Annotated in this window: 22 protein-coding genes; 14 read left to right on the top strand and 8 right to left on the bottom strand. The window is 39.6% G+C overall.

Translation table 11 applies throughout. The features are described 5' to 3' along the window. Positions 1–12 precede the first annotated feature (12 nt). Entirely contained in the window at positions 13–1,050 is a 1,038-nt protein-coding gene (locus ACGEDC_RS15130) for a type IV pilus twitching motility protein PilT (protein WP_055026341.1), read from the bottom strand. A 35-nt stretch (positions 1,051–1,085) separates the two neighbouring features. On the opposite strand from ACGEDC_RS15130, the gene ACGEDC_RS15125 reads away from it, so the two are divergent. From ACGEDC_RS15125 to ACGEDC_RS15090, 8 genes are all read left to right on the top strand, one after another. Further along, positions 1,086–1,775, top strand: coding sequence for a YggS family pyridoxal phosphate-dependent enzyme (locus ACGEDC_RS15125; protein ID WP_394494171.1), 690 nt, complete (start codon positions 1,086–1,088; stop codon positions 1,773–1,775). A gap of 210 nt (positions 1,776–1,985) precedes the next feature. Then, positions 1,986–2,804: a pyrroline-5-carboxylate reductase gene (proC, locus tag ACGEDC_RS15120; RefSeq protein ID WP_394494169.1), complete on the top strand. Its 819-nt coding sequence runs from the start codon at positions 1,986–1,988 to the stop codon at positions 2,802–2,804. A gap of 175 nt (positions 2,805–2,979) precedes the next feature. Further along, on the top strand, positions 2,980–3,528 hold the full coding sequence (locus tag ACGEDC_RS15115; RefSeq protein WP_065109082.1) for a YggT family protein: 549 nt from the start codon (positions 2,980–2,982) through the stop codon (positions 3,526–3,528). A gap of 104 nt (positions 3,529–3,632) precedes the next feature. Beyond that, on the top strand, positions 3,633–3,926 hold the full coding sequence (gene yggU, locus ACGEDC_RS15110; RefSeq protein WP_394498366.1) for a DUF167 family protein YggU: 294 nt from the start codon (positions 3,633–3,635) through the stop codon (positions 3,924–3,926). A gap of 198 nt (positions 3,927–4,124) precedes the next feature. Next, entirely contained in the window at positions 4,125–4,559 is a 435-nt protein-coding gene (locus tag ACGEDC_RS15105; RefSeq protein ID WP_055026346.1) for a DUF4426 domain-containing protein, read from the top strand. Positions 4,560–4,739: 180 nt separating this feature from the next. After that, positions 4,740–5,336 carry an RdgB/HAM1 family non-canonical purine NTP pyrophosphatase gene (rdgB, locus tag ACGEDC_RS15100; RefSeq protein ID WP_394494166.1) on the top strand — a complete coding sequence of 199 codons (597 nt, stop codon included), beginning with the start codon at positions 4,740–4,742 and terminating at the stop codon, positions 5,334–5,336. A gap of 5 nt (positions 5,337–5,341) precedes the next feature. Beyond that, positions 5,342–6,481 carry a radical SAM family heme chaperone HemW gene (hemW, locus tag ACGEDC_RS15095; protein ID WP_394494164.1) on the top strand — a complete coding sequence of 380 codons (1,140 nt, stop codon included), beginning with the start codon at positions 5,342–5,344 and terminating at the stop codon, positions 6,479–6,481. A gap of 265 nt (positions 6,482–6,746) precedes the next feature. Next, a complete protein-coding gene (locus tag ACGEDC_RS15090) occupies positions 6,747–8,594 on the top strand; it encodes a DUF885 domain-containing protein (RefSeq protein ID WP_394494162.1) in 1,848 nt (615 codons plus the stop codon). Positions 8,595–9,235: 641 nt separating this feature from the next. On the opposite strand, the gene ACGEDC_RS15085 is transcribed toward ACGEDC_RS15090, so the two are convergent. The 5 genes from ACGEDC_RS15085 to trmB all read right to left on the bottom strand — a co-directional run bounded on the left by ACGEDC_RS15085 (position 9,236) and on the right by trmB (position 14,027). Next, positions 9,236–10,177, bottom strand: coding sequence for a LysR family transcriptional regulator (locus ACGEDC_RS15085; protein ID WP_055026350.1), 942 nt, complete (start codon positions 10,175–10,177; stop codon positions 9,236–9,238). 499 nt (positions 10,178–10,676) lie between these two features. Continuing rightward, positions 10,677–11,507, bottom strand: a complete 831-nt coding sequence (locus ACGEDC_RS15080) for a YggN family protein (protein ID WP_394494160.1) — start codon at positions 11,505–11,507, stop codon at positions 10,677–10,679. Positions 11,508–12,002: 495 nt separating this feature from the next. Next, positions 12,003–12,917, bottom strand: a complete 915-nt coding sequence (glsB, locus tag ACGEDC_RS15075) for a glutaminase B (RefSeq protein WP_394494158.1) — start codon at positions 12,915–12,917, stop codon at positions 12,003–12,005. Positions 12,918–12,925: 8 nt separating this feature from the next. Next, positions 12,926–13,252 (bottom strand): 50S ribosome-binding protein YggL, encoded by a 327-nt coding sequence (locus ACGEDC_RS15070; RefSeq protein ID WP_055026353.1) that lies wholly within the window; start codon positions 13,250–13,252, stop codon positions 12,926–12,928. A 58-nt stretch (positions 13,253–13,310) separates the two neighbouring features. Further along, positions 13,311–14,027, bottom strand: coding sequence for a tRNA (guanosine(46)-N7)-methyltransferase TrmB (gene trmB / locus ACGEDC_RS15065; RefSeq protein ID WP_055026354.1), 717 nt, complete (start codon positions 14,025–14,027; stop codon positions 13,311–13,313). A 268-nt stretch (positions 14,028–14,295) separates the two neighbouring features. Between trmB and mutY the strand changes: the two genes are divergently transcribed. The 6 genes from mutY (at position 14,296) to ACGEDC_RS15035 (ending at position 23,181) form a co-directional block, all read left to right on the top strand. Further along, a complete protein-coding gene (gene mutY / locus ACGEDC_RS15060; protein WP_055026355.1) occupies positions 14,296–15,405 on the top strand; it encodes an A/G-specific adenine glycosylase in 1,110 nt (369 codons plus the stop codon). Positions 15,406–15,414: 9 nt separating this feature from the next. Then, positions 15,415–15,693 carry an oxidative damage protection protein gene (locus ACGEDC_RS15055; protein ID WP_055026356.1) on the top strand — a complete coding sequence of 93 codons (279 nt, stop codon included), beginning with the start codon at positions 15,415–15,417 and terminating at the stop codon, positions 15,691–15,693. Positions 15,694–16,017: 324 nt separating this feature from the next. After that, complete coding sequence (locus ACGEDC_RS15050) at positions 16,018–17,820, top strand: aryl-sulfate sulfotransferase (protein WP_394494153.1); 1,803 nt, start codon at positions 16,018–16,020, stop codon at positions 17,818–17,820. A gap of 525 nt (positions 17,821–18,345) precedes the next feature. After that, complete coding sequence (locus ACGEDC_RS15045; protein ID WP_225442196.1) at positions 18,346–19,785, top strand: MFS transporter; 1,440 nt, start codon at positions 18,346–18,348, stop codon at positions 19,783–19,785. A 3-nt stretch (positions 19,786–19,788) separates the two neighbouring features. Then, the gene (locus ACGEDC_RS15040; protein ID WP_394494150.1) at positions 19,789–22,167 is read left to right on the top strand and encodes a GH36-type glycosyl hydrolase domain-containing protein; all 2,379 of its coding nucleotides are present in this window, start codon (positions 19,789–19,791) and stop codon (positions 22,165–22,167) included. A gap of 153 nt (positions 22,168–22,320) precedes the next feature. Continuing rightward, positions 22,321–23,181, top strand: coding sequence for a sugar-binding protein (locus ACGEDC_RS15035; protein WP_394494148.1), 861 nt, complete (start codon positions 22,321–22,323; stop codon positions 23,179–23,181). A gap of 115 nt (positions 23,182–23,296) precedes the next feature. Here ACGEDC_RS15035 and ACGEDC_RS15030 read toward each other — a convergent pair whose 3' ends face one another. Continuing rightward, entirely contained in the window at positions 23,297–23,872 is a 576-nt protein-coding gene (locus ACGEDC_RS15030; RefSeq protein ID WP_065109072.1) for a YceI family protein, read from the bottom strand. Between the two features lie 88 nt (positions 23,873–23,960). After that, the gene (locus ACGEDC_RS15025; protein ID WP_394494146.1) at positions 23,961–24,515 is read right to left on the bottom strand and encodes a cytochrome b; all 555 of its coding nucleotides are present in this window, start codon (positions 24,513–24,515) and stop codon (positions 23,961–23,963) included. Positions 24,516–24,756 lie beyond the last annotated feature (241 nt).

Below are 24,756 nucleotides of genomic sequence, written 5' to 3'. Positions count from 1 at the left end.
CTGCTTTATCCCTTAAAAGTTAGCTTGTTTATTTGAGCTTTTAGACATCGCATCATCACGGCTAATTAAGCCACGGTTAACTAAGTTTTGTAAGCATTGCTCAAGTGTTTGCATTCCGTGCGCCATACCGGTTTGAATAGCCGAGTACATTTGCGCGACTTTATCTTCACGAATTAGGTTTCTAATTGCAGGTGTGCCCATCATAATTTCATGGGCAGCGACTCGGCCACCACCGACTTTCTTAATCAAGGTTTGCGAAATTACCGCCTGTAATGATTCAGATAACATAGTACGTACCATGTCTTTCTCACCCGCTGGGAATACATCCACAATACGGTCAACGGTTTTAGCCGCAGAAGTTGTATGCAAGGTACCAAATACTAAATGACCGGTTTCTGCTGCTGTCATTGCTAAGCGAATGGTTTCAAGGTCACGCATCTCACCAACCAGAATGACATCAGGATCTTCACGAAGTGCACTTCGAAGCGCCGCTTCAAAACTATGGGTATGCTTGTGTACTTCACGTTGGTTGACCAAACATTGTTTGTTTTGGTGAACGAATTCTATTGGGTCTTCAATGGTTAATATGTGATCATGACGTTCATTATTAATATAATCGACCATCGCAGCCAATGTGGTTGATTTACCCGAACCAGTGGGCCCTGTAACCAATACAAGCCCACGAGGAAAACTCGAAATCTTCTTAAAGATTTCAGGTGCGCCTAACTGCTCTAATGATAAAATATCACTTGGAATGGTACGAAATACCGCACCAGCACCACGAGATTGGTTATAAGCATTCACACGAAAACGAGCTAAGTTAGGCACTTCAAATGAGAAATCGATTTCTAGATGTTCTTCATAGTCCTTACGTTGCTTATCATTCATGATGTCATACACCAGACCATGAACTGCTTGGTGGTCTAAGGCAGGTAGATTAATCTTTCTGACTTCACCATCAACTCGAATCATCGGCGAAACACCTGCTGAAAGGTGTAGATCCGAGGCATTGTGTTTTACACTAAAGGCAAGTAACTCAGTTATTTCCATGGTCAATGACATCCATTTAAACAAATAAAAACAATATGACAACAATAGCAGACCGAATATCAATCGCCCAGAGCCAAATTGCTCAAGCGGCGCAAAATTGTTCACGTAACAGTGAAGAAGTCACTTTGCTTGCAGTAAGTAAGACAAAACCTATTTCAGATATTATTGCCGCGTATGAAGCTGGCCAACGTTGTTTTGGTGAAAACTACGTCCAAGAAGGTGAAGAAAAAGTCATTGCACTTGAGCAAGACTACGCTGATATAGAGTGGCATTTTATTGGCCCGCTTCAATCAAATAAATCACGGATTGTTGCTGAACACTTTGACTGGATGCACACTGTGAGTCGAGAAAAAATCGCTAAACGATTAAATGAACAGCGGCCAGCAACTAAAGCACCTTTGCAAATATGTATTCAAGTCAATATCAGTAATGAAGACACTAAGTCTGGGCTGCAAGCCAGTGAAATAAACTCATTAGCAAATGCCATCAGTCAACTTCCAAACCTAACTTTGCGTGGCTTGATGGCAATTCCAACGGCTACTGATGACATTAATGTGCAAAAAGCAGAATTTACCAAGCTTCAAGCGCTTTACCATCAACTGCAAAATGATTATCCAACGGTCGATACACTGTCGATGGGAATGAGCAATGACTTAGCCGTAGCAATTGCTCATGGTTCTACCATGGTAAGAATTGGAACCGCCATTTTTGGCTCTAGAAAATAAATAAGGTTGCCGTTTCATCCTAGGCTCCTTTAGTACGATTAAATGCGTATAAGTTATGAATATTTTTTAACCTCTAGTGACTTGTAAAAAGTCACTAGCACCCAAATATATTATTTAACCGTATTTAGAAATGTCGTATGAATACCAATAAAGCATTATCTGTAAACACATTAACCACGACTCACCCTACAATAAAAGCGATCTTAATTTATGACTCAAGCAAAAATCTGTTTTATTGGCGCAGGAAATATGCCTCGTTCAATTATTAGCGGACTGATTTCAAATGGATATCCTGCAGAGCTTGTGCATGCAACTAACCCAAGTGTGGGAAAGCTCGATGCGTTAAAAGCTGACTTTGGCATCCAAGTGTCTCATGACAATATTGTTGCAGCTCAAGCAGCAGATGTGATTGTGCTCAGTGTGAAACCGCAATTAATGCAAATGGTTTGTGAGCAAATGAGCCACCTAGATTTATCAAGTAAGTTAATGATTACTATCGCGGCAGGTATTCCAGCATCTCGCTACCAAGATTACTTTAAACAACCCATTAAACTCGTCCGCACCATGCCAAATACCCCAACTCAAATTGGTGCTGGCATGACAGGACTCTTTGCAGATGAATCGATTTCAGCTGCTGACAAACAAATATGTGAAACCTTAATGCAAAGCGGTGGTAAAACAGTTTGGGTAAAACAAGAAGATGAGTTAAATCAGGTCATCGCACTTGCTGGTAGTTCACCCGCTTACTTCTTCTTATTTATTGAATCTATGATTCAGCACGGCGTTAAAACGGGCCTAGATGAAGCCACTGCGCGCGAGCTTGCCCAGCAAGCTGCTTTAGGGGCTGCCCAAATGGTGGTTCAAAACCCACAGCTATCACTTGAAGAGTTACGCACTAATGTCACCTCAAAAGGTGGGACAACCGCTCAAGCAGTTGACACTTTTGAGCAAGGAAACTTACGGGGTTTAGTTGACCAAGCTATGACAAACTGCAAAAAACGCGCAGAAGAAATGGCAAAAACGTTTTAAATTAATGCTGTTTCAGCCAAACTGATGATATTCCATTACGTTTGGTAACGTATTAAGGCAATATTCAGTAAGAAATCCGATAATAGGCTTTATTAATTGATGACTTATTAACGTGATTTACTGCTAAACGAGTTATATCAGCTATTTAAAAATTGTAACAACAGGGCTCAACAAAATGAATGCAATGCAATTTCTGGTCACCACCATCTTTGACCTCTATTTAATGGTGGTCATTTTACGCTTTTGGTTACAACTCGCCAGAGCCGACTTCTACAATCCTTTTAGCCAGTTTGTAGTTAAAGCAACACAACCTATTATTGCTCCAATGCGCCGCGTTTTACCTTCAATTGGTAGTATTGATACTGCTTCAATTGCACTGGCATTTTTAGTGGTTGTGCTCAAATTTGTCACACTAGGTCTATTGGTCGATTTTAAAATCGATGCCGTTTCACTCATCATCTTGTCAGCAGTATCGGTAATAAAAGAAGCTGGAATGCTGCTTTTCTGGGTATTGATTATTCGTGCATTGTTAAGCTGGTTCAATCAAGGGCATAACCCTATTGTGATGGTTATGGATCAACTTACAGAGCCATTTTTACGCCCGGTACGTAAAATATTGCCTCCAATGGGTGGTCTTGATTTATCAGTCATGATTGTTCTGATTGCAATGAACTTTATCAATATCTTATTTGCGCAATACATTCCATATTGGAACATAGTGTAAAGGCACTCATGCTTATAAGTACTTGGCACCTTTGCTTAATATAGTCAGCAATACTTAAGCAATATTTGTAACTACTTATCAGTTAATAATTAAAGGGCTATAGCATTAATAAGGCCATTACTCAGCAGCAAGATGATTTGCTGCTGAACCTTTATGTTCAACCAAAAGCTAGCAGAGATAATATCGTTGGCTTGCATGGCCATGAGTTAAAAATCGCAATTACGGCGCCACCTGTTGACGGTAAAGCCAATCAACATTTAATCAAGTATCTCGCTAAATCCTTTAAAGTCAGTAAATCGGATGTAATGCTGCTAAAAGGACTTCAAGGGCGCCACAAACAAGTCAAAATAATCCGACCAAAACAGCTACCAGAGGTAATATCCACCCTTTTGAGTTAAGCTCATTTCAGCTTTTGTACTTATCATTTTGTATCTACAACATGCACAATATAATCAGCATCTTACATTTCGAAACGATTAAAATAAGGTCGGCGAAGGGAAAATTCTCTATACTTATAAAATAAAGATTATTGTTAAGCTTATGTGCTTGCAAGCTGTTCAGTCAGTAAACACATAAGTTAATTGAGGACGTTAGTTATGTTGCGAACAATTTTATTGAGCTTGTTACTCAGCCTTACCGTAATAAGTCATGCTTTTGCTGAGCAAAAACAGCAAGTCGGAAATTTTGATATTCACTACATGGCGTTAAGCAGCACCTTTATCACGCCTAGTATTGCCAAAACCTATGGTATTGAACGAAGCAATTACAATGGCATTGTTAATATTGCAGTGTTAGATACCAGCCAAGAAGGCAACCCACCTGTTGCAGTTGAGATATCAGGGATAGCTAACAACTTACTTGATGCAAGAATCACGCTTGATTTTAAAGAAATAAAAGAAGGCAAAGCCATTTATTACATTGCGCAAGTTCCTTACCGCGACGATCAAGAAATTAATTTCAACATAGCCATAAAATATGGCAATAAACTCAATACTTCAGTCAAGTTCAAACAAAAATTCTATGTTGAATAGTTAGGCGGAGCCCCAATAACAGTCTGATATGAATTAAAGCCAATACCCTTCAGTATTAGCTTTAATTCATTTGGTCAATGGATAAATAATCTTCCCAAAGCGTTACTCTCTTGATTCAAACTATCTATCATTTGTGCCCTTAGGTATCATTAGCAAAATTTTTCTTATCAAGGTCTTTTCATGCAACAGATTGTCTTAGCCAGTGGCAACAAAGGTAAGCTTAAAGAGTTCGATCAAATGTTGGCTAAATTCAACATTCAAGTTTTACCGCAGAACCAATTTAACGTACCAGAAGTGGCAGAAACAGGAACAACTTTCATCGAAAACGCCATTATCAAAGCAAGGCATGCCGCCGAAGTGACTGGCAAGCCAGCCATTGCTGATGACTCTGGTCTTGAGGTGGATACATTGCAAGGTGCACCTGGAATATACTCAGCAAGATATGGCGGTGAAAACGCTACAGAAAAAGACAGATACTTAAAATTACTCAATGCTCTTGAGGGTCAATCAAACCGCAATGCACGTTTTCAATGTGTACTGGTTTATATGCGTCATGCAAAAGATCCAACCCCTATCGTTTGTCAAGCTGCATGGGAAGGACAAATTAGTATTGCGCCACAAGGCGAACAAGGTCATGGCTACGATCCTGTATTTATTCCACATGGTTTTGACTGTTCAGCAGCAGAACTGACTAGCGAGCAAAAAAATCAATTAAGCCATCGTGGTTTAGCCTTGGATTTGCTAGTAGATGCATTAAAAGCGAAAGGAATTATTTAATTAGTATGCTGACGCTTCCTCCGTTAAGTCTTTATATTCACATCCCTTGGTGTGTACAAAAATGTCCTTATTGTGATTTTAATTCCCATGGGCAACATGGTGAGTTACCGCAGCAGCAATATGTCGATGCGCTATTAGCCGATTTATCTTTAGACTTACATTACGTACAAGGCCGTAAGCTTCATAGCATTTTTATTGGCGGTGGCACGCCATCATTATTTGAGGCTTCGCAAATCAAACGTATTCTTGAGGCCGCTAAATCTCAAATAGGGTTTGAAGACGATATTGAAATCACAATGGAAGCGAATCCTGGCACCTTAGAACATGATGACTTTGCCGCCTATCAAGCAGCTGGAGTGAATCGTTTATCCATAGGTGTTCAAAGCTTTTCAAAAGATAAACTCAATTTACTTGGCCGTATTCATGATGAAAATGAAGCCGTTACTGCTGCAAATACGGCGTCAAATGCAGGTTATCAAAGCTTTAATTTAGATCTTATGCACGGCTTACCCAATCAAAGTTTTGATGAAGCTATGGCAGACATTGATACGGCGGCCAACTTAATGCCGCCTCATCTTTCTTGGTATCAATTAACTATTGAGCCCAATACGCTATTTCACTCGAAGCCACCACAACTACCTGATGACGAAAACCTTTGGCATATCTATGAGCAAGGGCAAAAGAAATTAGCACAGTTAGGTTACGAGCAATATGAGATTTCAGCTTACGCCAAACCAGGTTTTCAGTGCAGACATAATCTTAACTATTGGCAATTCGGGGATTATCTGGGTATCGGTTGTGGCGCACACGGTAAAATCACCCAAGTCCAACAAGATACGATTATCCGCACCGTAAAGATTAAACACCCTAAAGGGTATTTAGCTACTGATAACTTTACCTTTGAGACTAGCGTTGTCGAGCATGAAGATAGGGCTCTGGAATACTTAATGAATAGGCTCCGTTTAATGACCCCTATTCCAAAAGCAGAGTTTGAACAGCGAACGGGGTTATCTCATACAGTGCTTAATGATGGAATGAAAAAGTCTATCGAACGTGGTTTATTAACTGACTCTAGTACGCATTGGCAATTAACCACCAAAGGGCATATGTTCGTGAATGATCTTTTGTCGCAATTTATCGACTAACTTCACTTACCTATTCCTGTAACAATACAGCTGTTCTCAAAGCTGCACATATTAAAGCCACTACAACTACAATTAGTGGCTTTTTTATTCCATTATTACTTTTATAGATCATGACGAAAGCACGCTAAATCTCCCTCGACCTCATTCAGCAACAATTAATACACAATTGCTAACATTTCACTTTACCTTTTTTTATCCTGCTCTATTAGGATAACTATCAATATTACTAATATTGACTCTATTTCACTAAGTTAACGGACATTTTATGCGACTAAAAACAAAAACGACACTTATAGCCGTTGCCCTATCAAGCCTTTTATCTACTTCAGTTATCGCTCATGGAACTCACGGACAAACGGTAATGAGCCCAACTGAATCGACTAAAAAAGCGACCACTGAATCAGAAAAAGCCAATGAGCTATTTGAAAACATTTTCATGGAAAATGTCATGTCTAGCCCTATCTCTCAAACCTATATGCGTATTAAAAAAGATTACGACAAATGGGGTGATTTTAGTGAAAAGGCGCAAGACGAAGACTTAGCTCGTGCCAAAAAGCACTTAGCACAGCTAGATAGCATAGATGTTAGCAAACTCGATGAACAAACTGCACTAAGCTACAAGCTAATGAAGCAAGGTTTAGAGCAAGATATCGCTGATGATAAATGGCGCCACCATACTTACCCAGTCAATCAAATGTACGGTAGCCATACCTTCATAGCGACCTTCTTAATCAATCAACATCAAGTTGCCAGTGTAAGCGATGCAGAAGCCTACATCAGTCGTTTAAACGGCGTTAAGCTTGCCAGTGAGCAACTCGTCGAAGGTTTAAAACTTCGTGCTGATAAAGGGATTATCGCACCTAAGTTTGTATTCCCTTATGTCATATCTGACAGCCAAAATATCATTACTGGTGCTCCTTTTAGCGATACTGAGGAAAAAAGCACGCTATGGGCTGATATCAATAAAAAGGTTGCTGCATTAGATGCACCACAAGCAAAAAAAGATGAGCTACTTGCAGATGCTAAACAAGCATTACTGACCAGTGTTCAACCTGCATATACCAACCTTATCGCCTATCTTAATGAGCTTGAGAAAAAAGCTGATACACGTGATGGTGTCTGGAAGCTACCTGAAGGTGATGACTTTTTTAATATGCGTTTAAGTCGTGTGACTACCACTGACATGACCTCAGAAACTATCCACAAGTTAGGCTTAGCGGAAGTCGCTCGTATTCATGACGAAATGCGTGCAATTATGAAAAAGGTGAAATTTGACGGTGACTTGCAAGAGTTTATGGCCTTCATGCGTGATGATGATCAGTTTTACTACCCTGATACTGCAGAAGGTAAAACTCGCTACATGACTGAAGCTAAAGAACTTATCGACAACATGGAGTCACGCCTTGATGAAGTCTTTAACATCAAACCAAAAGCTAAACTAATCGTAAAACAAGTCGAAGCCTTCCGTGAGAAGTCAGCAGGTAAAGCGTTTTATGATGCACCTGCACCTGATGGCTCTCGCCCTGGTACCTACTACGCAAACTTATACGATATGAAGGCCATGCCAACTTATCAAATGGAAGCATTGGCTTACCATGAAGGTATTCCTGGTCACCATATGCAAATCGCTATTGCTCAAGAACTAGAAGGCATTCCGAAGTTCAGAAAATACGGTGGCTATACTGCATATATCGAAGGTTGGGGCTTATATACTGAGTACTTCCCTAAAGAAATGGGCTTGTATGCCGATCCTTACTCTGACTTTGGTCGCTTAGCAATGGAATTATGGCGAGCTTGTCGTTTAGTCGTTGATACGGGTATTCACTCTAAAAAGTGGACGCGTGAACAAGGTATTCAATACTATGTGGACAATACACCTAATGCGGAATCTGACGCTATCAAAATGGTAGAACGCCATATTGTAATGCCAGGACAAGCAACGGCATACAAAGTTGGTATGATAAAAATTCTAGAGCTACGTGAAGATGCTAAAAAGCAATTGGGTGATAAGTTTGATATTCGCCAATTCCACACACTGATCCTAGAAAATGGCCCTGTACCGCTAGATGTATTAGAAGCGAAAGTAACTGACTGGGTAAATGCCAGTAAGTAACAACTCGCTGACTGCTTTCTTTCAAGACAAAAAAGCCACTGATATCAGTGGCTTTTTTATATTATCTAATTCACATTCAAGCCGTTGGCTGAATAAAAAGATAGCTTTATATTCTGGGTTAGGAATATAGGAAGAATCTAGTCACTCAATCTCACATTAGCAGCTAATGTAACAAAGTAAGACTATTTGAAATCAACACCCTAACACTGTAGCTAGGTTATTTTAGATAAAAATAACCCCAGCACAAAGTCTGGGGTAAACCAATATAAACTAGGATGATGGTTTCAAAGCCGGCATTGTTCTAATTTTAAAACCGTTGCCAGCAGTGATTCAAAACTTGCGAAGTTGCTGGTTTGCACATTTTGATGAAAAGGGGTCATTTCTCAACAAGATGCGTGACTCAAACCATTCCGAATCAACTGAAATCTATTGTATTGATTTAAGAACATAGTTCAAGTCGTACCGTTTAAATTGTTTTAGCTACAAAACAAAAAACACACTGTACATTTTTCAAACACAAACAATTAACCACCTGTTTTTTAATGAAAAATAAAAAAGCCGCACAATAATGAGCAGCTTTATTTTAAATTTCGAACAATGTTTCCATATATTCTTACGTAATTTAACCCTTATATGCGTATTTATTTACGTAATTTGTATAAGTGATCAAATTTAGCATCCCAGTATGGCGTGCTACCAATGTGCCCCTTAATAAAGTCAATGAATGCGCTGACTTTTGGTGCAAGATGTTTACGACGAGGGTAAACCGCTTGAAGTGGTAAGTTATTGGTTAACTGCCAATCAGGTAGTAAAGGAACTAAAGTCCCTTGCTCAATTTCATCTTCCATGAGGTAACTTGCAAGATACGCAATGCCTAAGCCGCTGACAGCGGCGGATTTAAGTGCAGGTGCATTATCAACACGGAAGTTACCAGAAACACCGATCTCACAGTAATCTTCACCTTTCTTGAACTGCCACATACTGTGTTCATGCCACTCACCTTGATATACAAGACAGTTATGATCAACTAACTGTTCTGGGCGAGAAATTGTGCCATGTTGAGCAATATACTCAGGTGATGCAGCTAAAAGGAACTGACACTTCATTAAAGGACGTGCCACCATGCCCAAAGGTAATTGCTCAGACATAGTTAATAGTAAATCTAACCCTTCGCTGACCACGTCAACCTTATGATCCAATAAGCTAACCTGTAGCTCTAACTCAGGGTGTTTAGCCATAAACTCAGGTAATGCAGGGATAATATGCATAGTACCGAACGACTGCGAAATACCTACTTTCAATACACCACGAGTAGCATCATTAAGATTGTGCACACTCGCCACGGCTTGCTCTGCATCTCTTAGCAGCTCTTCACCTTGGATATAAAGTAAGTTCCCGGCCTCAGTAAGACTCAAACTACGTGTAGTACGTTGAATAAGTTGAACCCCAAGTTTATGTTCAAGATCAGCAACCTGAGTACTTACTTTGGATTTAGATATACTCAGTCTTCTCGCTGCAGCGCTGAAACTACCAGCACGGGCAACATGAGTAAAAATAGCAATAGGTTCTAACAGTTCTAACATTGGAGTCGCCTTACGCTGTTTACGACATTAAAAATAGTTTTTGGTATGCAAATAACTGTAACTTGCCCGAAACAAAACTGAGCAAAAATCAGTCAGGAATGCAGTGTAAAAATAATACACAGAACACCAAAAAAGAAATTAAATACAGATAATCCGTTATCTTGAATAACCAACCAAAACTAAAACAATAAGTTAATAGGTTAGCAATTCAGTTTTATAATTTTAGGAGTATACCAAAAAAACTATAAATGGCTCTATATTTATAATATACAATTTTTTTATCAGAACAAATAATTAGTTTCTTAGAAATGTCGTTGAATAAGGGGATTAAGCGGATTAATAACGAAAAAGCCCCTGCAAAAGGTTGCAGGGGAAGGTCAGGTACATTTTAACAATGCTATAAATTGAACAATCAAGATAATGAATAATTACCGCTAAAGAATAGGTAATTGTTATTACCTTAAGCTTCACTCAAGCTTAAAGAGTCACTCAAGGTAAATTACTCATATAACTCGTGATCTAATGTTGCTAATTGGTAATCAGACAACTGAGGGATAGACTGGCGCATCTCACCTTCTATAATCATAAGTTCTTCAAAGTCTTCGCAAATCTTTTCAGCTTTCGCTTCGATAGCCTCTGATTGCTCAGCAACTTGTAACTCAATATCCTCGCCCATTTTTTCCATTTTCTTTCCGAACGAGTCCATTTTCTCTTCGAAACTACCGCCTTCTGAAGACATCATTTCAGCACCAAGGGCCATCATAAAGCTGCCCATAGAATTTTCTATCATCGCTTCCATTTCTTTCTCGAAGTCTTCATTAAATGCTTGCTCAATTGATGATTCAGTCGCTCCTAGATAGAATTTATCGCCTTGCTGATAAGCAGCTTCATCCAAACGGCTTTGAATGCCTGCTAACATTTCATCAAGCTTAGCCCCTGTCGCATCACCAAAAATTGGCGTAAGCGCTAAACTCACAGCATCGGTGGCAAGTACGACGACTTCATTAACGAGATCGATAATTTCTGGAACTTGCTTAGATAAGCCTTCAGAATAATCTGACACTAAGTTTTGTTGCTGAGCGTTAAGTTTAATTTTATTACCTTCAACAAATAATTCGCCCATTTCGACACGATATAACTCTTGGCCTTTTTCACTAACGAGTAGTTTTTGCGGTTCTACCGTCACATCATAATTTAAGGTTACATTGCATTGCTGATCTTCAATTGACAGTTTAGCCATTGCAGGGTTGAAGGCGCCAGCTGTAAAAATTAATCCTGATAATGCAATGCCTTTAAGTAACCCTGTGTTGGTATAATTTAACGTTTTCATTAGCCATTTCCTTGCTGTTAAACAAATACAATCTTTCACGACTAGACTGCATTTTTAATAATAAGTGAACCCAAACTCTATTAAGTGACTTAGCGCCAGTTAAAGAACGCTTTACTTAATCCATATAAAGCACACAGCGTGCCAAAATATATAAATCATTATATTTCAAATAATTAAGAAAATGTTCTAGCAACAAATTAAGCGGAATTGCTAAAAAAGTTTACTCAGTTTGCGTGAAATTAACCATAAAGTGGTTTATTTCACACATTAATAATATAAGTTCATCAGCGCTTTTATGCACCGATAGCAGAATATAGATAGCCTAATTAGAGCAGGTTATAATTCAGCCTTCTTGGCTGAAGGTTTTGAACCGTAAGATTTTGAACCGTAAGGTTTTGAAACCTAAAGTTTTGAAACTGAAAGTATTGAGACTGAAAGTATTGAAGAGGAAAGACTTGAAATACGACGTATTGAAGTAAAAGCATTAAGCCGCTTTTAAAATATCGAGCGGCCTAGAGATTGCGAAAGGTGTTCTAACATGTGTGTGCCAGCCAGTGAGTTGCCATTTTGATCAAGTTCAGGTGACCAAACACAAATGGACATGTCTCCAGGAATTACAGCAATGATGCCACCGCCTACGCCACTTTTACCCGGCATACCAACTCGATAGGCAAACTCCCCTGCACCATCATATAAACCTGATGTTGCAAGCAAAGCATTCAGCTGACGAGTTTGTACAGGTGTAATCAACTGATGACCTTGTAAGGTTTTCCCTCGATTAGCTAAATAGAACATCGCTTTTGATAAATCCGCGCAGTTCATTTTTAATGAACAGTAATGAAAGTAACTTTTTAATACCGTATCAACATTACCTTCGAAATTTCCAAAAGATTTCATTAAGTAAGCAATAGAGGCATTTCTAGCGCTGAATTTGAACTCAGAGTTAGCCACATTCTTGTCAAAACAAATATGTGAGTTACCACTAAGCTTTCGTACTTCTTCCAACATACGATGCTTAGGGGCGCTTTGTCTTGCTTGAATTAAATCGGCAATCACTAAAGCACCTGCATTAATAAAGGGATTTCGCGGGATCCCGCGTTCTAATTCAACTTGTACAAGCGAATTAAAGGACTGCCCCGAAGGTTCTTTACCTACTCGACACCAAATTTCATCTTCAGAATACAAACTCAACGCCAGAGTTAAACTAAATACTTTGGAGATACTTTGAATTGAAAATGGCTCTAGATAGTCGCCAGCGCCCAAAGTTTGACCATCAGCTGTGGTGACTGCTATGGCAATTTTATTCGGATCGACATTACCCAATGCTGGTATGTAGTTTGCGACCTTCCCAGAACCAATAAGTGGCCGAACTTTGTCGACCACTTGTTCTAGCAATATTTGCTCAGGCATCGGCTATATTAGCCCCACCAGATATCATAAAGTGCACTAACTTCAAGTTGAGGCACTTTTTTCGATTCCCAAAATGCTTTCACAGCAGCAACGTCTTCTTCAGTACATTTACCGATTTGCTGCGTTGCAATAATACCTTCCCACATTTTATGACCGCCGCCATGGAAGCCTAATTTACGAGGCTCGATAACTTGATCGATAAACTCGTCAACAGCTTTATCAATATCCTCTTCAGAAATTGATTCTTCGAACGTCCAGTTGACATCAAAACCAAGTTCTTGGAACTCATCAACGCGTAACTTTTTACGTAAACGGCGAGTACGATTCTTAGCCATGTTTTTATCCTAGTTAGTATTAAATAAAGATATTGTTATAACAAGTTGAGGAATAAGCTTAGCTTACTCGCTCAAACATCAAGTCCCAAACACCATGACCTAAGCGATGGCCTCGAGCTTCAAATTTAGTTAATGGGCGATGTTCAGGACGCTCAACGACAGTATTTGTTGCTGACTGGTTTTTATAACCATCAGCAGCAGACATCACTTCTAGCATATGTTCACTGTAATTTTCCCAATCTGTCGCCATGTGGAAGACACCACCAATTTTAAGCTTACGACGGATTAGTTGAGCGAACTCAGCTTGTACGATACGGCGCTTATGGTGACGTTTTTTGTGCCATGGATCAGGGAAAAATAGTTGGACTCTCGCTAACGAACCATCAGCAATACTATTTTCTAATACTTCCATCGCATCATGATGATAAACACGTAAGTTAGTTACCCCAGCTTTACCAGCATCGACTAAACAAGCACCAACACCCGGTTTATGCACTTCGATACCAATATAGTTTAGTTCTGGCGCAGCGTTGGCCATCTCAACAAGTGATGCCCCCATGCCAAAACCAATTTCTAACACTGTATCCGCGTCACGATTAAAAATCTCAGTAAGATTGATAGGTTCAGGGGTATAATCTAAGCCCATCGTTGGCCAATATGACTCAATGGCTTGTGCTTGACCTTTAGTCAGGCGCCCTTCTCTTAATACAAAACTTCTAATCTTACGAAGATATTTACCATCTTCGTTATATTCAGCGGTAGTAACGTCGCTCATTATTGCCTCATCAATTGGGTGCTATATAAAGTGGCCCAATGTGTCACTTCAAATCATAAAATAGTCAGTAAGTATATCGTAAAATGAGTATGACTAAACTACTTAAGCCACTTTGATAGCAAGATTCTTATCGTTATTTTGGCAATTTACATATATTGAACCACTAAAAATCACTTTAATGCTTCAATCCTCCATTTTAACGAGTATTTTGTTGCAGCAAATTACATGCTGACTTGTTTAAGCTAACCTTGCCATATACACTGCCTCGATGAAAAATGTTAACTCTTTTTCCGAGCGTATCATCGCTTGGTACGATATCAATGGCCGAAAATCCTTGCCATGGCAATTGAATAAAACCCCATATAGAGTATGGATTTCAGAGATCATGTTGCAGCAAACTCAAGTTGCTACCGTGATCCCGTATTACGAAAAGTTCATGTCTAGTTTTCCAACTATCGCTGACTTGGCTGCAGCAAGTGAAGATGATGTGCTTCACCATTGGACAGGCCTTGGCTATTACGCACGAGCAAGAAACCTTCACAAAGCGGCTAAAACAGTCTGTGAACAGTTCCAAGGGAAGTTTCCCGAAAACATAGACGATGTCATCGCACTTCCCGGTATTGGTCGCTCTACCGCTGGAGCAATTTTGTCACTTTCCCTTGGGCAACATCATTCCATTTTAGACGGTAACGTAAAGCGCGTTCTAGCAAGACATGGAGCCATAGAAGGATGGCCTGGTAAAAAGTCTGTTGAACAACAGCTTTGGACGCTTACCGATAAACTGACACCCAAAAAAGAGATACGAAAATTTAATCAGGCAATGATGGATATAGGTTCTGCGGTTTGTACTCGCAGTAAACCTCAATGTGAACGCTGCCCTGTCGCTATTGATTGCCAAGCGCAGCTATCTGGCAGACAAACCGAGTTCCCAGGGAAAAAACCTAAAAAGACGATACCGACCAAGTCAGCATTTATGTTGGTGCAACAGCATCAAGGCGAAGTAATACTTTTTAAAAGGCCACCTGCGGGTATTTGGGGAGGGTTATGGTGTTTCCCTCAGTTTGAGTCACAACAAGCTTTGCAAGATTATGTTTCTAAAGAATTTAGCGATAAAAACATTGACCATTGCGAACCTGAGTGGCTTGCTGGGTTTAGACACACATTTAGTCATTTTCATTTAGATATTCAACCCGTTTTAGTAAAGATTGAAACAGAACAAAATAATCGCCCATTTGAAAACACGACAATGGAACAAAACCAGACACTCTGGTATAACATACATCATCCAGCTAAAGTCGGATTAGCCGCAGCAACAGAGCGGATTTTATCTCACTTAGTCGCACTTTCAGCAGCAGATCCAACATCAGGATCCCGTTAAGGAAACATCATGGCTCGTAATGTTAATTGCGCATATTTAAACAAAGAAGCAGCAGGACTCGATTTTCAACTTTATCCAGGTGAAGTCGGCAAACGTATTTTTGATTCAATTAGTAAAGAAGCTTGGGGTTTGTGGCAAAAAAAGCAAACGATGCTAATTAACGAAAATAAATTGAACATGATGAATGTTGATGACCGTAAGTTCCTCGAAGAGCAAATGGTTAACTTTTTATTTGAAGGTAAAGACGTTGAAATTGAAGGTTATGTACCACCAGCTGAAGATGAATAATTGTTAACGCTGGTTTATTGCTTGTATCAGTTCAACCTGCGCTGATACAAGTTTTCTTAATATAACTGTTTTAATAGTCATAAGCGCTAACCTCCTATTCGGTCAATTTTCTCATTTGGTTGCTATTACTATCTCACTATTACCATCTCACTATTTCTCTGATTGCTAAAAGTTCCCTTTATTTTCAATTGTTCTTCATCAAATGTTAAAACCGTGACCCCGCTATTAATAATTAAATAAACTCAACAATATGTCAGGTAGGCAACATTAAAAATGGCTATTTCTCTCTATAATATGCAGCATATTACCTTAAAGAGATTTTGTATGTTTAAGCCTCTCGTTCATTCAATTTTAGCACTAAGCCTTTGCTTATCAGCTCCTGACTTAGCCGCTGATCCACTAGGTATGAAACCCATTCCACTACCGGATGCGCCTTTAGGTTATCTCGTTCATAACCCATATGAAAATGCACCGTTAACAGCATTAGTGACGCTTAATGGTCATAAGATCTCCAATGTGGAAGTGACAGTTCATGCTAAGGATGACACGGGAGTTGCGATTAACTATCAAGTCGATGACATGCGCGTCATGAATGAAGGCGGTGTGCCAATTTTTGGTTTATACCCTGCGCTAATGAATCACTTTACCGTGAAATGGACCGAAAATGGCCAACAACATAGTCATGATTACCAAATGCTTACCCCTGATATTGATATGGGCTTTTCCGAGAGCCAATGGGCCAAAGCCCCTATCGTTGAAGTTGAACATGTCGATGCAGATTTTAAAGACCGCTTATATTTTGTAAATTGGACCAACCCTGACGGTAAAACAGGTCAATTAGCGCACAATAATCCCGACGCACCAGGTGCTTTTTCTTGGGACGGTAAACCAGGCTTTTTTATTATTGATACCGCGGGCGATATTCGCTGGTATTTAAACCCGTATACCACTCATGACTCAAAGAGTTTTGAAAATGCAGGTTACGCCATGGGAATGAACATAACCGCCGATGGCAATATGGTTTGGGTACAGGGTCAAGGCTGGAAGAAAATGTCCTTAATGGGCAGAATGATATCTGAGCATAGCCTACCAGGTAACTTTATCGATGCATCCCATGAAGGTATTGAAGCTAGCAACGGCAACATCTTTATCAGAGCCGCCGCCAAAGATTATCGTCGTCCTGATGGCATGCTAGTTAACACGATTAGAGATCAAATCATCGAGGTCGATAATACCGGAAAACTAATTGATTACTGGGATCTAAACAGTATTTTAGATCCTATGCGAGATGATGCTTTATTATCATTAGATGCTGGCGCAGTGTGTTTAAACATCAATGCAAGTCAAGCGGGACACCAAACTACACTAGAAGATTTAAAAAATGCCCCCTACGGTGATATCCACGGCGTTGAAACGGGTCGAAATTGGATTCATGTCAACTCTATCGACTACGATAGCAGTGACGACAGCATTATTATCAGTTCTCGTCATCAATCCGCTGTCATAAAGATAGGCAGAGATAAGCAAGTTAAATGGATATTAAGTCCAGCTAAAGGCTGGTCAGAAAAGTTTGCCAGTAAACTGCTTACTCCTGTGGATGAACAAGGTAATAAGCTTAACTGTAACGAAAAAGGTTTATGTCGCGGCACTAATTTTGACTTCTCTTACACCTCACATACTGCTTATTTAGTACCAGAAAAAGGCACACTAACGGTATTTGATAATGGTGATGGACGTCATCTTGGCCAGCCTATGTTTGCCACTGAAAAATACTCTCGCTCAGTTGAATACAAAATTGATGAACAGAACCTCACGGTTCAACAAGTATGGGAATACGGTAAAGATGAGTTAGGTTACGATGGCTACTCACCAGTGACCTCAATCGTAAAATACCAACAAGATAAAGACAGCATGATGAGCTACTTTGCATCTGCAGGGTTATTTGGTTTAGGTGGCGGTTATGGCAACCTTAAAATGGATGACACCACAGGTAAAGTTCAGTCGATATTAGTAGAGCATCGTTACGGCGAGACGAAACCTGCCGTTAGAATCAATATTGGCAGTCATGATTTATTTGCTACGGGCTATCGTGCACAAGTCATTAAAGTACAAGACATGCTTAAATAAGATGCTTGATTAAATAAGCAGCTCGATTTAATCATCTCTATTTATAATCATTATTTCTTAAACGCCTTTCTAGAATCTAGAAGGGCGTTTTACTTTTCACTCAAGCGCTATTTTTACTAAACAATGCCTTACCAAACAATACCTTACAAAACAATGCCCTACTAAATCATGCTTTAACTTGGTAATGGTTAGACTTTGATAACAAGAAACCCCAATTTCCCTGCCCTCTATCGTGATGTTGTAAATCCTCTAAAGTAATCCGTAAACCTTTAGCAATCGCGATTAAAACTCATCGCTAACCTTCAGTATTTATACTTAAAAAAACCGCACAATTTTGATGCCACAGCCATAAAAAACTCAGTTTAGCCCAAATTAACACTGGTCAAAATTTGATTAATCATTTACATTCTAACAACAATGTAAGCGCTTACACTGATTATTAAAAATAAATATCAATAAAAATCAGTTAGCTGAAAGTGGGCTTTAAAAGCAAATTGGATGGAATCAACCAAGGTAACCATAACAATGGCTCAAAATATCGAACAGACTAATACCGTCTCTGAAAAATTATCGCTAAAAGAAAAAATTGGATACGCCCTTGGGGATGTGGCATCTAACTTTTATTGGCGTGTATTTGATGTATTCCTCTTTATTTTTTATACCGATGTATTTGGTATTTCAGCTGCTGCAGTCGGCACTATGATGTTGGTTACTCGCCTTATTGATGCTTTCTCAGATCCGTTGATGGGAGCATTAGCCGATAGAACTTCCACTCGCTTTGGTAAGTTTAGGCCTTATTTATTACTGGGCATTATCCCTATCGCCGCGGCAGGTATACTCACTTTTACCGTTCCAGATCTGGGCGATGATGGCAAGATTATATGGGCGTATGGCACATATATTTTCATGATGTTGGCATACACGTTTATTAATGTGCCTTATGGCGCCCTTTTAGGTGTAGTCACCGCAGACAGTCAAGAACGTACTACCTTGACCAGTTTTCGATTCATCGGTGCTTTTTCTGGTGGCACACTCGTCGCTTACCTGACTCCTGAGCTTGTGACCTTGCTAGGTAACGGAGACCAAGCCCTAGGCTGGCAGCTGACAATGGGGTGTTATGGCTTAATCTCTGCTGTTTTGTTTACGCTCACGTTTTTCGCGACCAAAGAACGAATTTCACCACCCGTTAATCAGCAAACCAGTATCAAACAAGACCTGATTGATCTATCGAATAATAAACCTTGGTTAATATTATTCTCACTAGCACTGATTATTATGTTCACCATCACTTTGCGCGCCAGCACCGGGACATTTTATTTTAAATATTACGTCGGTCGAGAAGACTTAATTGGAACATTCACGGCTGTATATATGATTTCATTAGCGATTGGGGCAGCATCTACACCAATACTCAGCCGCTATTTTGATAAACGCAGTTTATTGATTGGTTTGATGAGTTTAGTTGCTGTCTTTTCGGCAGGTTTTTACCTGATTCCACCCAACAACATTACTCTAATGTTTATCATGCAAGCCTTAATTGGTTTCTGTCTTGGCCCCAAATCACCGCTGGTGTTTTCCATGTATGCAGATACTGCAGATTACTCTCAATATAAAAATGGACGCCGAGCAACAGCAATGATTTTTTCTGCCGCTGCTTTTTCGCAAAAATTGGGAGGAGCATTTGCAGGCGCCATGATTGGTTGGCTCTTATCTTCAATGGGCTATGTGGCCAATCAGCAGCAATCACCAGACTCTCTGATGGGAATTTTACTACTGAACACATTAATTCCAGCCATATTTGCATTATTAGCGGTTTGGGTTGTTAAGCATTACAGCTTAAACGAAGCCAAAATGGCTGAGATTTCTCAGCAATTATATGCAAATGAAAACGCCAGTAACCAAGATAAGCCTAAGGCAAAAATAAGCCAGCCAAACCTTCATACTCAAACAACAGCTCAGGAATAAATAGTGATCACTTACCATCAGGCAAACGGTGCAGTCAGCCTAAACAGCCCAACAAGTATGCCAAATGCATGTGGCTTTTTATGGAATAAAAAAATGATGATTCAAATGAATTGTCGCGGCTATGCCGTTGCCCAATTTATGCAACCTGAGCCTGCAAAATATGCTCATGGCCCTGCTCTTGAAGCTAAAACTTTTATGCAGCCTGAGCATCCATATTTTAGCCATCATCCAGGAAGATTCTTTTATATAAAAGATAATCAATCTGGTGAGTTGTTTTCTATTCCTTATGCCCCCGTCAAGCAAGCTACTGACTCTTTTGAGTTTATTGTCGAAAAAGAAAAAATCAGCTGGCACATCACTCACCTTGATATCGTTTGTGAGTTATCACTTACATTAACTACCACTGATTGCGCTGAACTTTGGCAACTTAATATCACAAACAATAGTGGTCGCTCACGTGACTTGAGTATCTACAGTTACTTCCCTGTGGGTTATATGTCATGGATGAACCAATCTGCATATTTTGATGCCGAGTTAAATGCCATTTTGTGTGAGTCAGTAACACCGTATCAAAAAATAGAACAATACTTTGCCCATCAAGATTTTAAAGACACAACGGTATTAATGAGTGATATTGCCCCGACAAGTTACGAAACTCGCCAAGCAGTATTTGAAGGTGAAGGCGGGCTCAATAACCCTGATGCTATCATCAATCGAGCATTAGCATCTAAACCTGCTCATTACCAAACACCGGTTGCTGTGATGCATTATGATTTACCTTTGCAAACGGAGCAGCACTTTCAAGCCAACTTTGTTTTTGCCCCTGTAAAAGATAAGCTTGAAGCCAAGCAATTACAACAACACTATTTGGGGTCTCCTGAGAAACGAGAAAAAATTAACAAACAATACCAAGAGTACATCGCTCAAGCTGACCAACAACTGAGTATAACTAGCCCTAATAAGGAATTTGATAACTTTATTAATCACTGGTTACCAAGGCAAGTTTTTTACCATGGTGATGTCAATCGGTTAAGTACGGATCCGCAAACCAGAAACTACCTTCAAGATGCAATGGGAATGGTTTACCTGAAACCTAATGAAACAAAAGCCGCATTCGTTAAGGCGTTATCGCAGCAAAATAGTAGCGGTAAAATGCCTGATGGTATTTTATTAAACCCAGAGTCTGAACTTAAATATATCAACCAAATCCCACATACGGATCATTGTGTTTGGTTAGTTATTTGTATTACCGCATATCTTGACGAAACAGCAGATTATGAATTCTTACACCAGCCTATACCATTTGCAGATGACATAGCGCCTAAAACAGTTTTCGAGCATATTGAATTGGCATTGACATTTTTATGGTCTCAACGAGATCATCGTGGTCTGAATTACATCAATCAAGGTGATTGGTGCGATCCGATGAATATGGTCGGATATCAAGGCAAAGGCGTATCGAGCTGGTTAAGCTTAGCCAGTGCTTACGCCATGAGGTTATGGTCTAACGTTGCTAAATCAACAGGTAATGCTAGCCTTGCCGAATCATTATTACAACAAGCGAGTACAATAAACCAAGATGTGAATCAACATTGCTGGGACGGTGAATGGTTTGCTAGAGGCATTACCGATGCTGGAAACTGCTTCGGTGTGAGTCAGAATCAAGAAGGCAGGATTTATCTCAACCCGCAAAGTTTTGCAATGCTATCTGGTGCTATCGATAACAACCAATGGCAGAAAATGAAGTTGCAGATAAAACAACAACTTCAAACGCCGTTTGGCATGATGATGCTTGCGCCTAGCTACACCCATATGAATGAAGAAGTTGGTCGCTTAACCCAGAAATTTCCTGGTACTGGTGAAAACGGTTCAGTGTACAACCATGCTGGTGCTTTCTATATTTTCGCCCTATTTGAGCGAGGAGAAACCGAAGCTGCATTTGAATTACTGCATACAATGATTTGTGCAGAATCAGAAGCAAATGCCCTCTCTCGTGGGCAACTACCCGTCTTTATCCCTAATTACTTTCGTGGAGCGTATTTTCAGTTCCCTGAAGATGCTGGTAAATCGAGTCAATTATTTAATACTGGTACCGTTGCATGGATCTATCGCATTGTTATTGAGCAACTCGTTGGCCTTAAAGGCACATCAAAGGGGATAAAGATAAAGCCTCAGTTACCTAAATCATGGCCAGAGCTACATGTCAGTCGACGATTCAGACAAGCCCAAATAACGATGCAGGTAAGTCAAACAACCACCGTTACTACACAACAAGTTTGGGTTGATGATGTGCCACTAGAAAGCGATGCCAATGGCGAGTTTAATTTTGATGTTTTACCTAAGCAAACATACCGGTTAAAAGTATTACTGCCTATAAGTTAAATTCAAGAATGACTCGCCAATATGAAAAATTAGATGATTGAATTGATAGCTTTACGCTATTCAATATAGGTAAGCTACCGGTTGATATCATCGACATCAACCGCGGTAACATATCAATTCTCGGCTGCGATTAAACTAACACGGATTAACACTATGGAATGGTTCAACAAACATGTCTCCTTCATAACAGGACCGACATTCACCCAAAAGCATATTACACAAGCAGCGATATCACTGCTCTTACTCCCAGCGTTTTTTTCATCGTACAATGTGCAAGCCACTACTGAAGACAGGTTCACTGAGTATGTCCATCAACCTATTATGGTCAATTATGCCAATGAAGAAATTAACATTGATGGAGTGCCGAATGACGCGGATTGGCAACATGCAAACTGGTACCCAATCGATAACATGATCATTGGTGCTGCAATAGATAAAAATGATTTTAGTGGTCGCTACAAGTTGCTTTGGCGCGAAGACACGCTCTATCTACTCACTGAAGTCATTGATGATGTGTTATTTGATCAAACCGCGGATCCAACTGTACTGTATTGGGATGACGATACCGTTGAAGTGTTTTTAGATGAAGATGCCTCGGGTGGTGAACATCAATTTAGCCACAACGCCTTTGCTTATCATGTTGCTTTAGACAGACAAGTTGCCGACTTTTCAACTCAAAAACAAGCAATGACATTCAATGAACATATTACAACTGTTTGGTCTCGCGATGAGGCCAACCCACAAAAAGTGTATTGGGAAATGGCAATTAAGGTATTCCCTGACAATTATAATGATTCATTAACAGCATTTGATGACCATCAAGTGTCGCCAGTCACCCTTAGCGGTAATAAAAAACTCGGATTCATGCTAGCTTATTGTGATAATGACGGCAGTAAAATGAGGGAAAACTTTATTGGCTCTCACCCCATCAAAGCCGTGAATGGCGATATGAATCGAGGGTATAAAGATGCCAATGTATTTGGCCATATTATATTAACTAACAAGCAAAATTAGCCAATCCACCTCCACTGACATACAAAAAACGCCGCTCAATAACTGAGTGGCGTTTTTGTGAATAGCCCGACTAATCTTTTTTCAGTCGATTAAGTATTCGATTGCGCAATTGACGTTATTGTTTAATCCCTTCAATAACGAGATCTAAGCTCACATTCGCTGAAGCTGGGCCTAGGTCCATTTTTATCCCAAAATCTTTCATTGCAAATTCTGTCGTACCTGCAAAACCTGCTCGATAACCACCCCATGGATCTTTACCTTCACCAATGACTGTCGCATCGATTGCCACAGGTTTGGTCACGCCGTTTAGCGTTAAGTTACCATTTACGACCACTTTCCCATTGCCTTTATCTTCAACAGTCGTTGATACAAACTCGGCCTTAGGAAATTCACCCGTATTTAAAAAATCACTTCCACGTAAATGCTTATCACGTTCTGCATGATTTGAATCAACACTGGTTGTATTAATGGTTACTTTAACCTTAGTATCGTTGACCTTATTAGCATCGTAGCTAAAGTCACCACTAAAATCATTAAAGCGCCCTGTCACAAAGCTATAGCCTAAATGATTGACCTTAAATTGAATTGATGCATGCGCTCCTTGAGTATCAATTTTGTAGTCAGCAGCATTGGCCATTGCAGGTACCAACAAGATGGCGCCAAATACCGTGCTAATCAGTTGCTTTTTCATTATCTATTCCTTTATATAAATTAATCATGTGATTAAAAGTGATGAAGTATAATTTTCCAACGCTTGAGTGAAATAAGTACTCGATAGGCTACTTCGGTTTTACGGGTTTTATCATTCTTGTCAGGGTGCTATCTTTATCAATAAGTTGATGCTTAATCGCTCCAGCTGCATGAATCACAACCAAAGCAATTAACCCGTATGCAAGATATTGGTGAATAACACCTGCAATGTCTTCTTGATTAGTGATAAAGCTACCCAAACCAGGTAATTCAAACCAATCAAATACCATTACTCCCCTGCCGTCGGCTGTGGAAATCAAAATGCCACTTGTCATTATCAGTAGCATCAATAAATAAAATGCCCTATGAGTCCATTTGGCGGCCTGTTTTTCCCAATGTTTGTGTGATGAGTTAGCCTGTGTTGTGACAGAGATAAAGCGCCATAAGATGCGTATTAGTGTTAAACCAAGTAGCAGTACTCCGACACTTTTATGGATATTAGGCGCAGTTTGATACCAGCTGCTGTAATACGTTAAATCCACCATCCAAAAACCTAAACCAAACAAACCTAAAATAGTTAATGCGCTAACCCAATGAAGTAATATTGTGAATAAGCCATATCCATCTCGTGTATTGACCAACATGTTTCGTCATCCCTCATATTTGATAGAAATGAGTTTATAGATAAAAATATAAAATAAAATGGCTAAATTTCGCTACAATCATTCGATTATTTAGAACGTTTATAAAATACTAAATACCAAGTAAGCTGGTTATTTCTAACAATGCCGAGTTTTATATTGACAAAAAACATGCATTTTGAACATTTACTAGCCGAACAATAAAAAACTTGTAAAAAGCACTTGCGTCAATAAAACCATCCCT

This window comes from Shewanella sp. ENK2 (assembly GCF_043568515.1).
GTDB classification, from domain to species: Bacteria; Pseudomonadota; Gammaproteobacteria; order Enterobacterales; family Shewanellaceae; genus Shewanella; species Shewanella japonica.
The sequence above is the reverse complement of the archived record's forward strand: the minus strand, read 5'-3'. Positions and strand labels throughout refer to the sequence as shown.

Excerpts from the sequence above, each read along its gene's own strand:
- ACGEDC_RS15050 (WP_394494153.1), top strand. The coding sequence starts at position 16,018 with ATGTTTAAGCCTCTCGTTCATTCAATTTTAGCACTAAGCCTTTGCTTA.
- proC (WP_394494169.1), top strand. The coding sequence starts at position 1,986 with ATGACTCAAGCAAAAATCTGTTTTATTGGCGCAGGAAATATGCCTCGT.
- ACGEDC_RS15055 (WP_055026356.1), top strand. The coding sequence starts at position 15,415 with ATGGCTCGTAATGTTAATTGCGCATATTTAAACAAAGAAGCAGCAGGA.
- ACGEDC_RS15130 (WP_055026341.1), bottom strand. The coding sequence starts at position 1,050 with ATGGAAATAACTGAGTTACTTGCCTTTAGTGTAAAACACAATGCCTCG.
- rdgB (WP_394494166.1), top strand. The coding sequence starts at position 4,740 with ATGCAACAGATTGTCTTAGCCAGTGGCAACAAAGGTAAGCTTAAAGAG.
- ACGEDC_RS15125 (WP_394494171.1), top strand. The coding sequence starts at position 1,086 with ATGACAACAATAGCAGACCGAATATCAATCGCCCAGAGCCAAATTGCT.
- trmB (WP_055026354.1), bottom strand. The coding sequence starts at position 14,027 with ATGAGCGACGTTACTACCGCTGAATATAACGAAGATGGTAAATATCTT.
- ACGEDC_RS15030 (WP_065109072.1), bottom strand. The coding sequence starts at position 23,872 with ATGAAAAAGCAACTGATTAGCACGGTATTTGGCGCCATCTTGTTGGTA.
- ACGEDC_RS15025 (WP_394494146.1), bottom strand. The coding sequence starts at position 24,515 with ATGTTGGTCAATACACGAGATGGATATGGCTTATTCACAATATTACTT.
- glsB (WP_394494158.1), bottom strand. The coding sequence starts at position 12,917 with ATGCCTGAGCAAATATTGCTAGAACAAGTGGTCGACAAAGTTCGGCCA.
- mutY (WP_055026355.1), top strand. The coding sequence starts at position 14,296 with ATGAAAAATGTTAACTCTTTTTCCGAGCGTATCATCGCTTGGTACGAT.
- ACGEDC_RS15070 (WP_055026353.1), bottom strand. The coding sequence starts at position 13,252 with ATGGCTAAGAATCGTACTCGCCGTTTACGTAAAAAGTTACGCGTTGAT.
- hemW (WP_394494164.1), top strand. The coding sequence starts at position 5,342 with ATGCTGACGCTTCCTCCGTTAAGTCTTTATATTCACATCCCTTGGTGT.
- ACGEDC_RS15090 (WP_394494162.1), top strand. The coding sequence starts at position 6,747 with ATGCGACTAAAAACAAAAACGACACTTATAGCCGTTGCCCTATCAAGC.
- ACGEDC_RS15035 (WP_394494148.1), top strand. The coding sequence starts at position 22,321 with ATGGAATGGTTCAACAAACATGTCTCCTTCATAACAGGACCGACATTC.
- ACGEDC_RS15045 (WP_225442196.1), top strand. The coding sequence starts at position 18,346 with ATGGCTCAAAATATCGAACAGACTAATACCGTCTCTGAAAAATTATCG.
- ACGEDC_RS15080 (WP_394494160.1), bottom strand. The coding sequence starts at position 11,507 with ATGAAAACGTTAAATTATACCAACACAGGGTTACTTAAAGGCATTGCA.
- ACGEDC_RS15105 (WP_055026346.1), top strand. The coding sequence starts at position 4,125 with ATGTTGCGAACAATTTTATTGAGCTTGTTACTCAGCCTTACCGTAATA.
- ACGEDC_RS15115 (WP_065109082.1), top strand. The coding sequence starts at position 2,980 with ATGAATGCAATGCAATTTCTGGTCACCACCATCTTTGACCTCTATTTA.
- ACGEDC_RS15085 (WP_055026350.1), bottom strand. The coding sequence starts at position 10,177 with ATGTTAGAACTGTTAGAACCTATTGCTATTTTTACTCATGTTGCCCGT.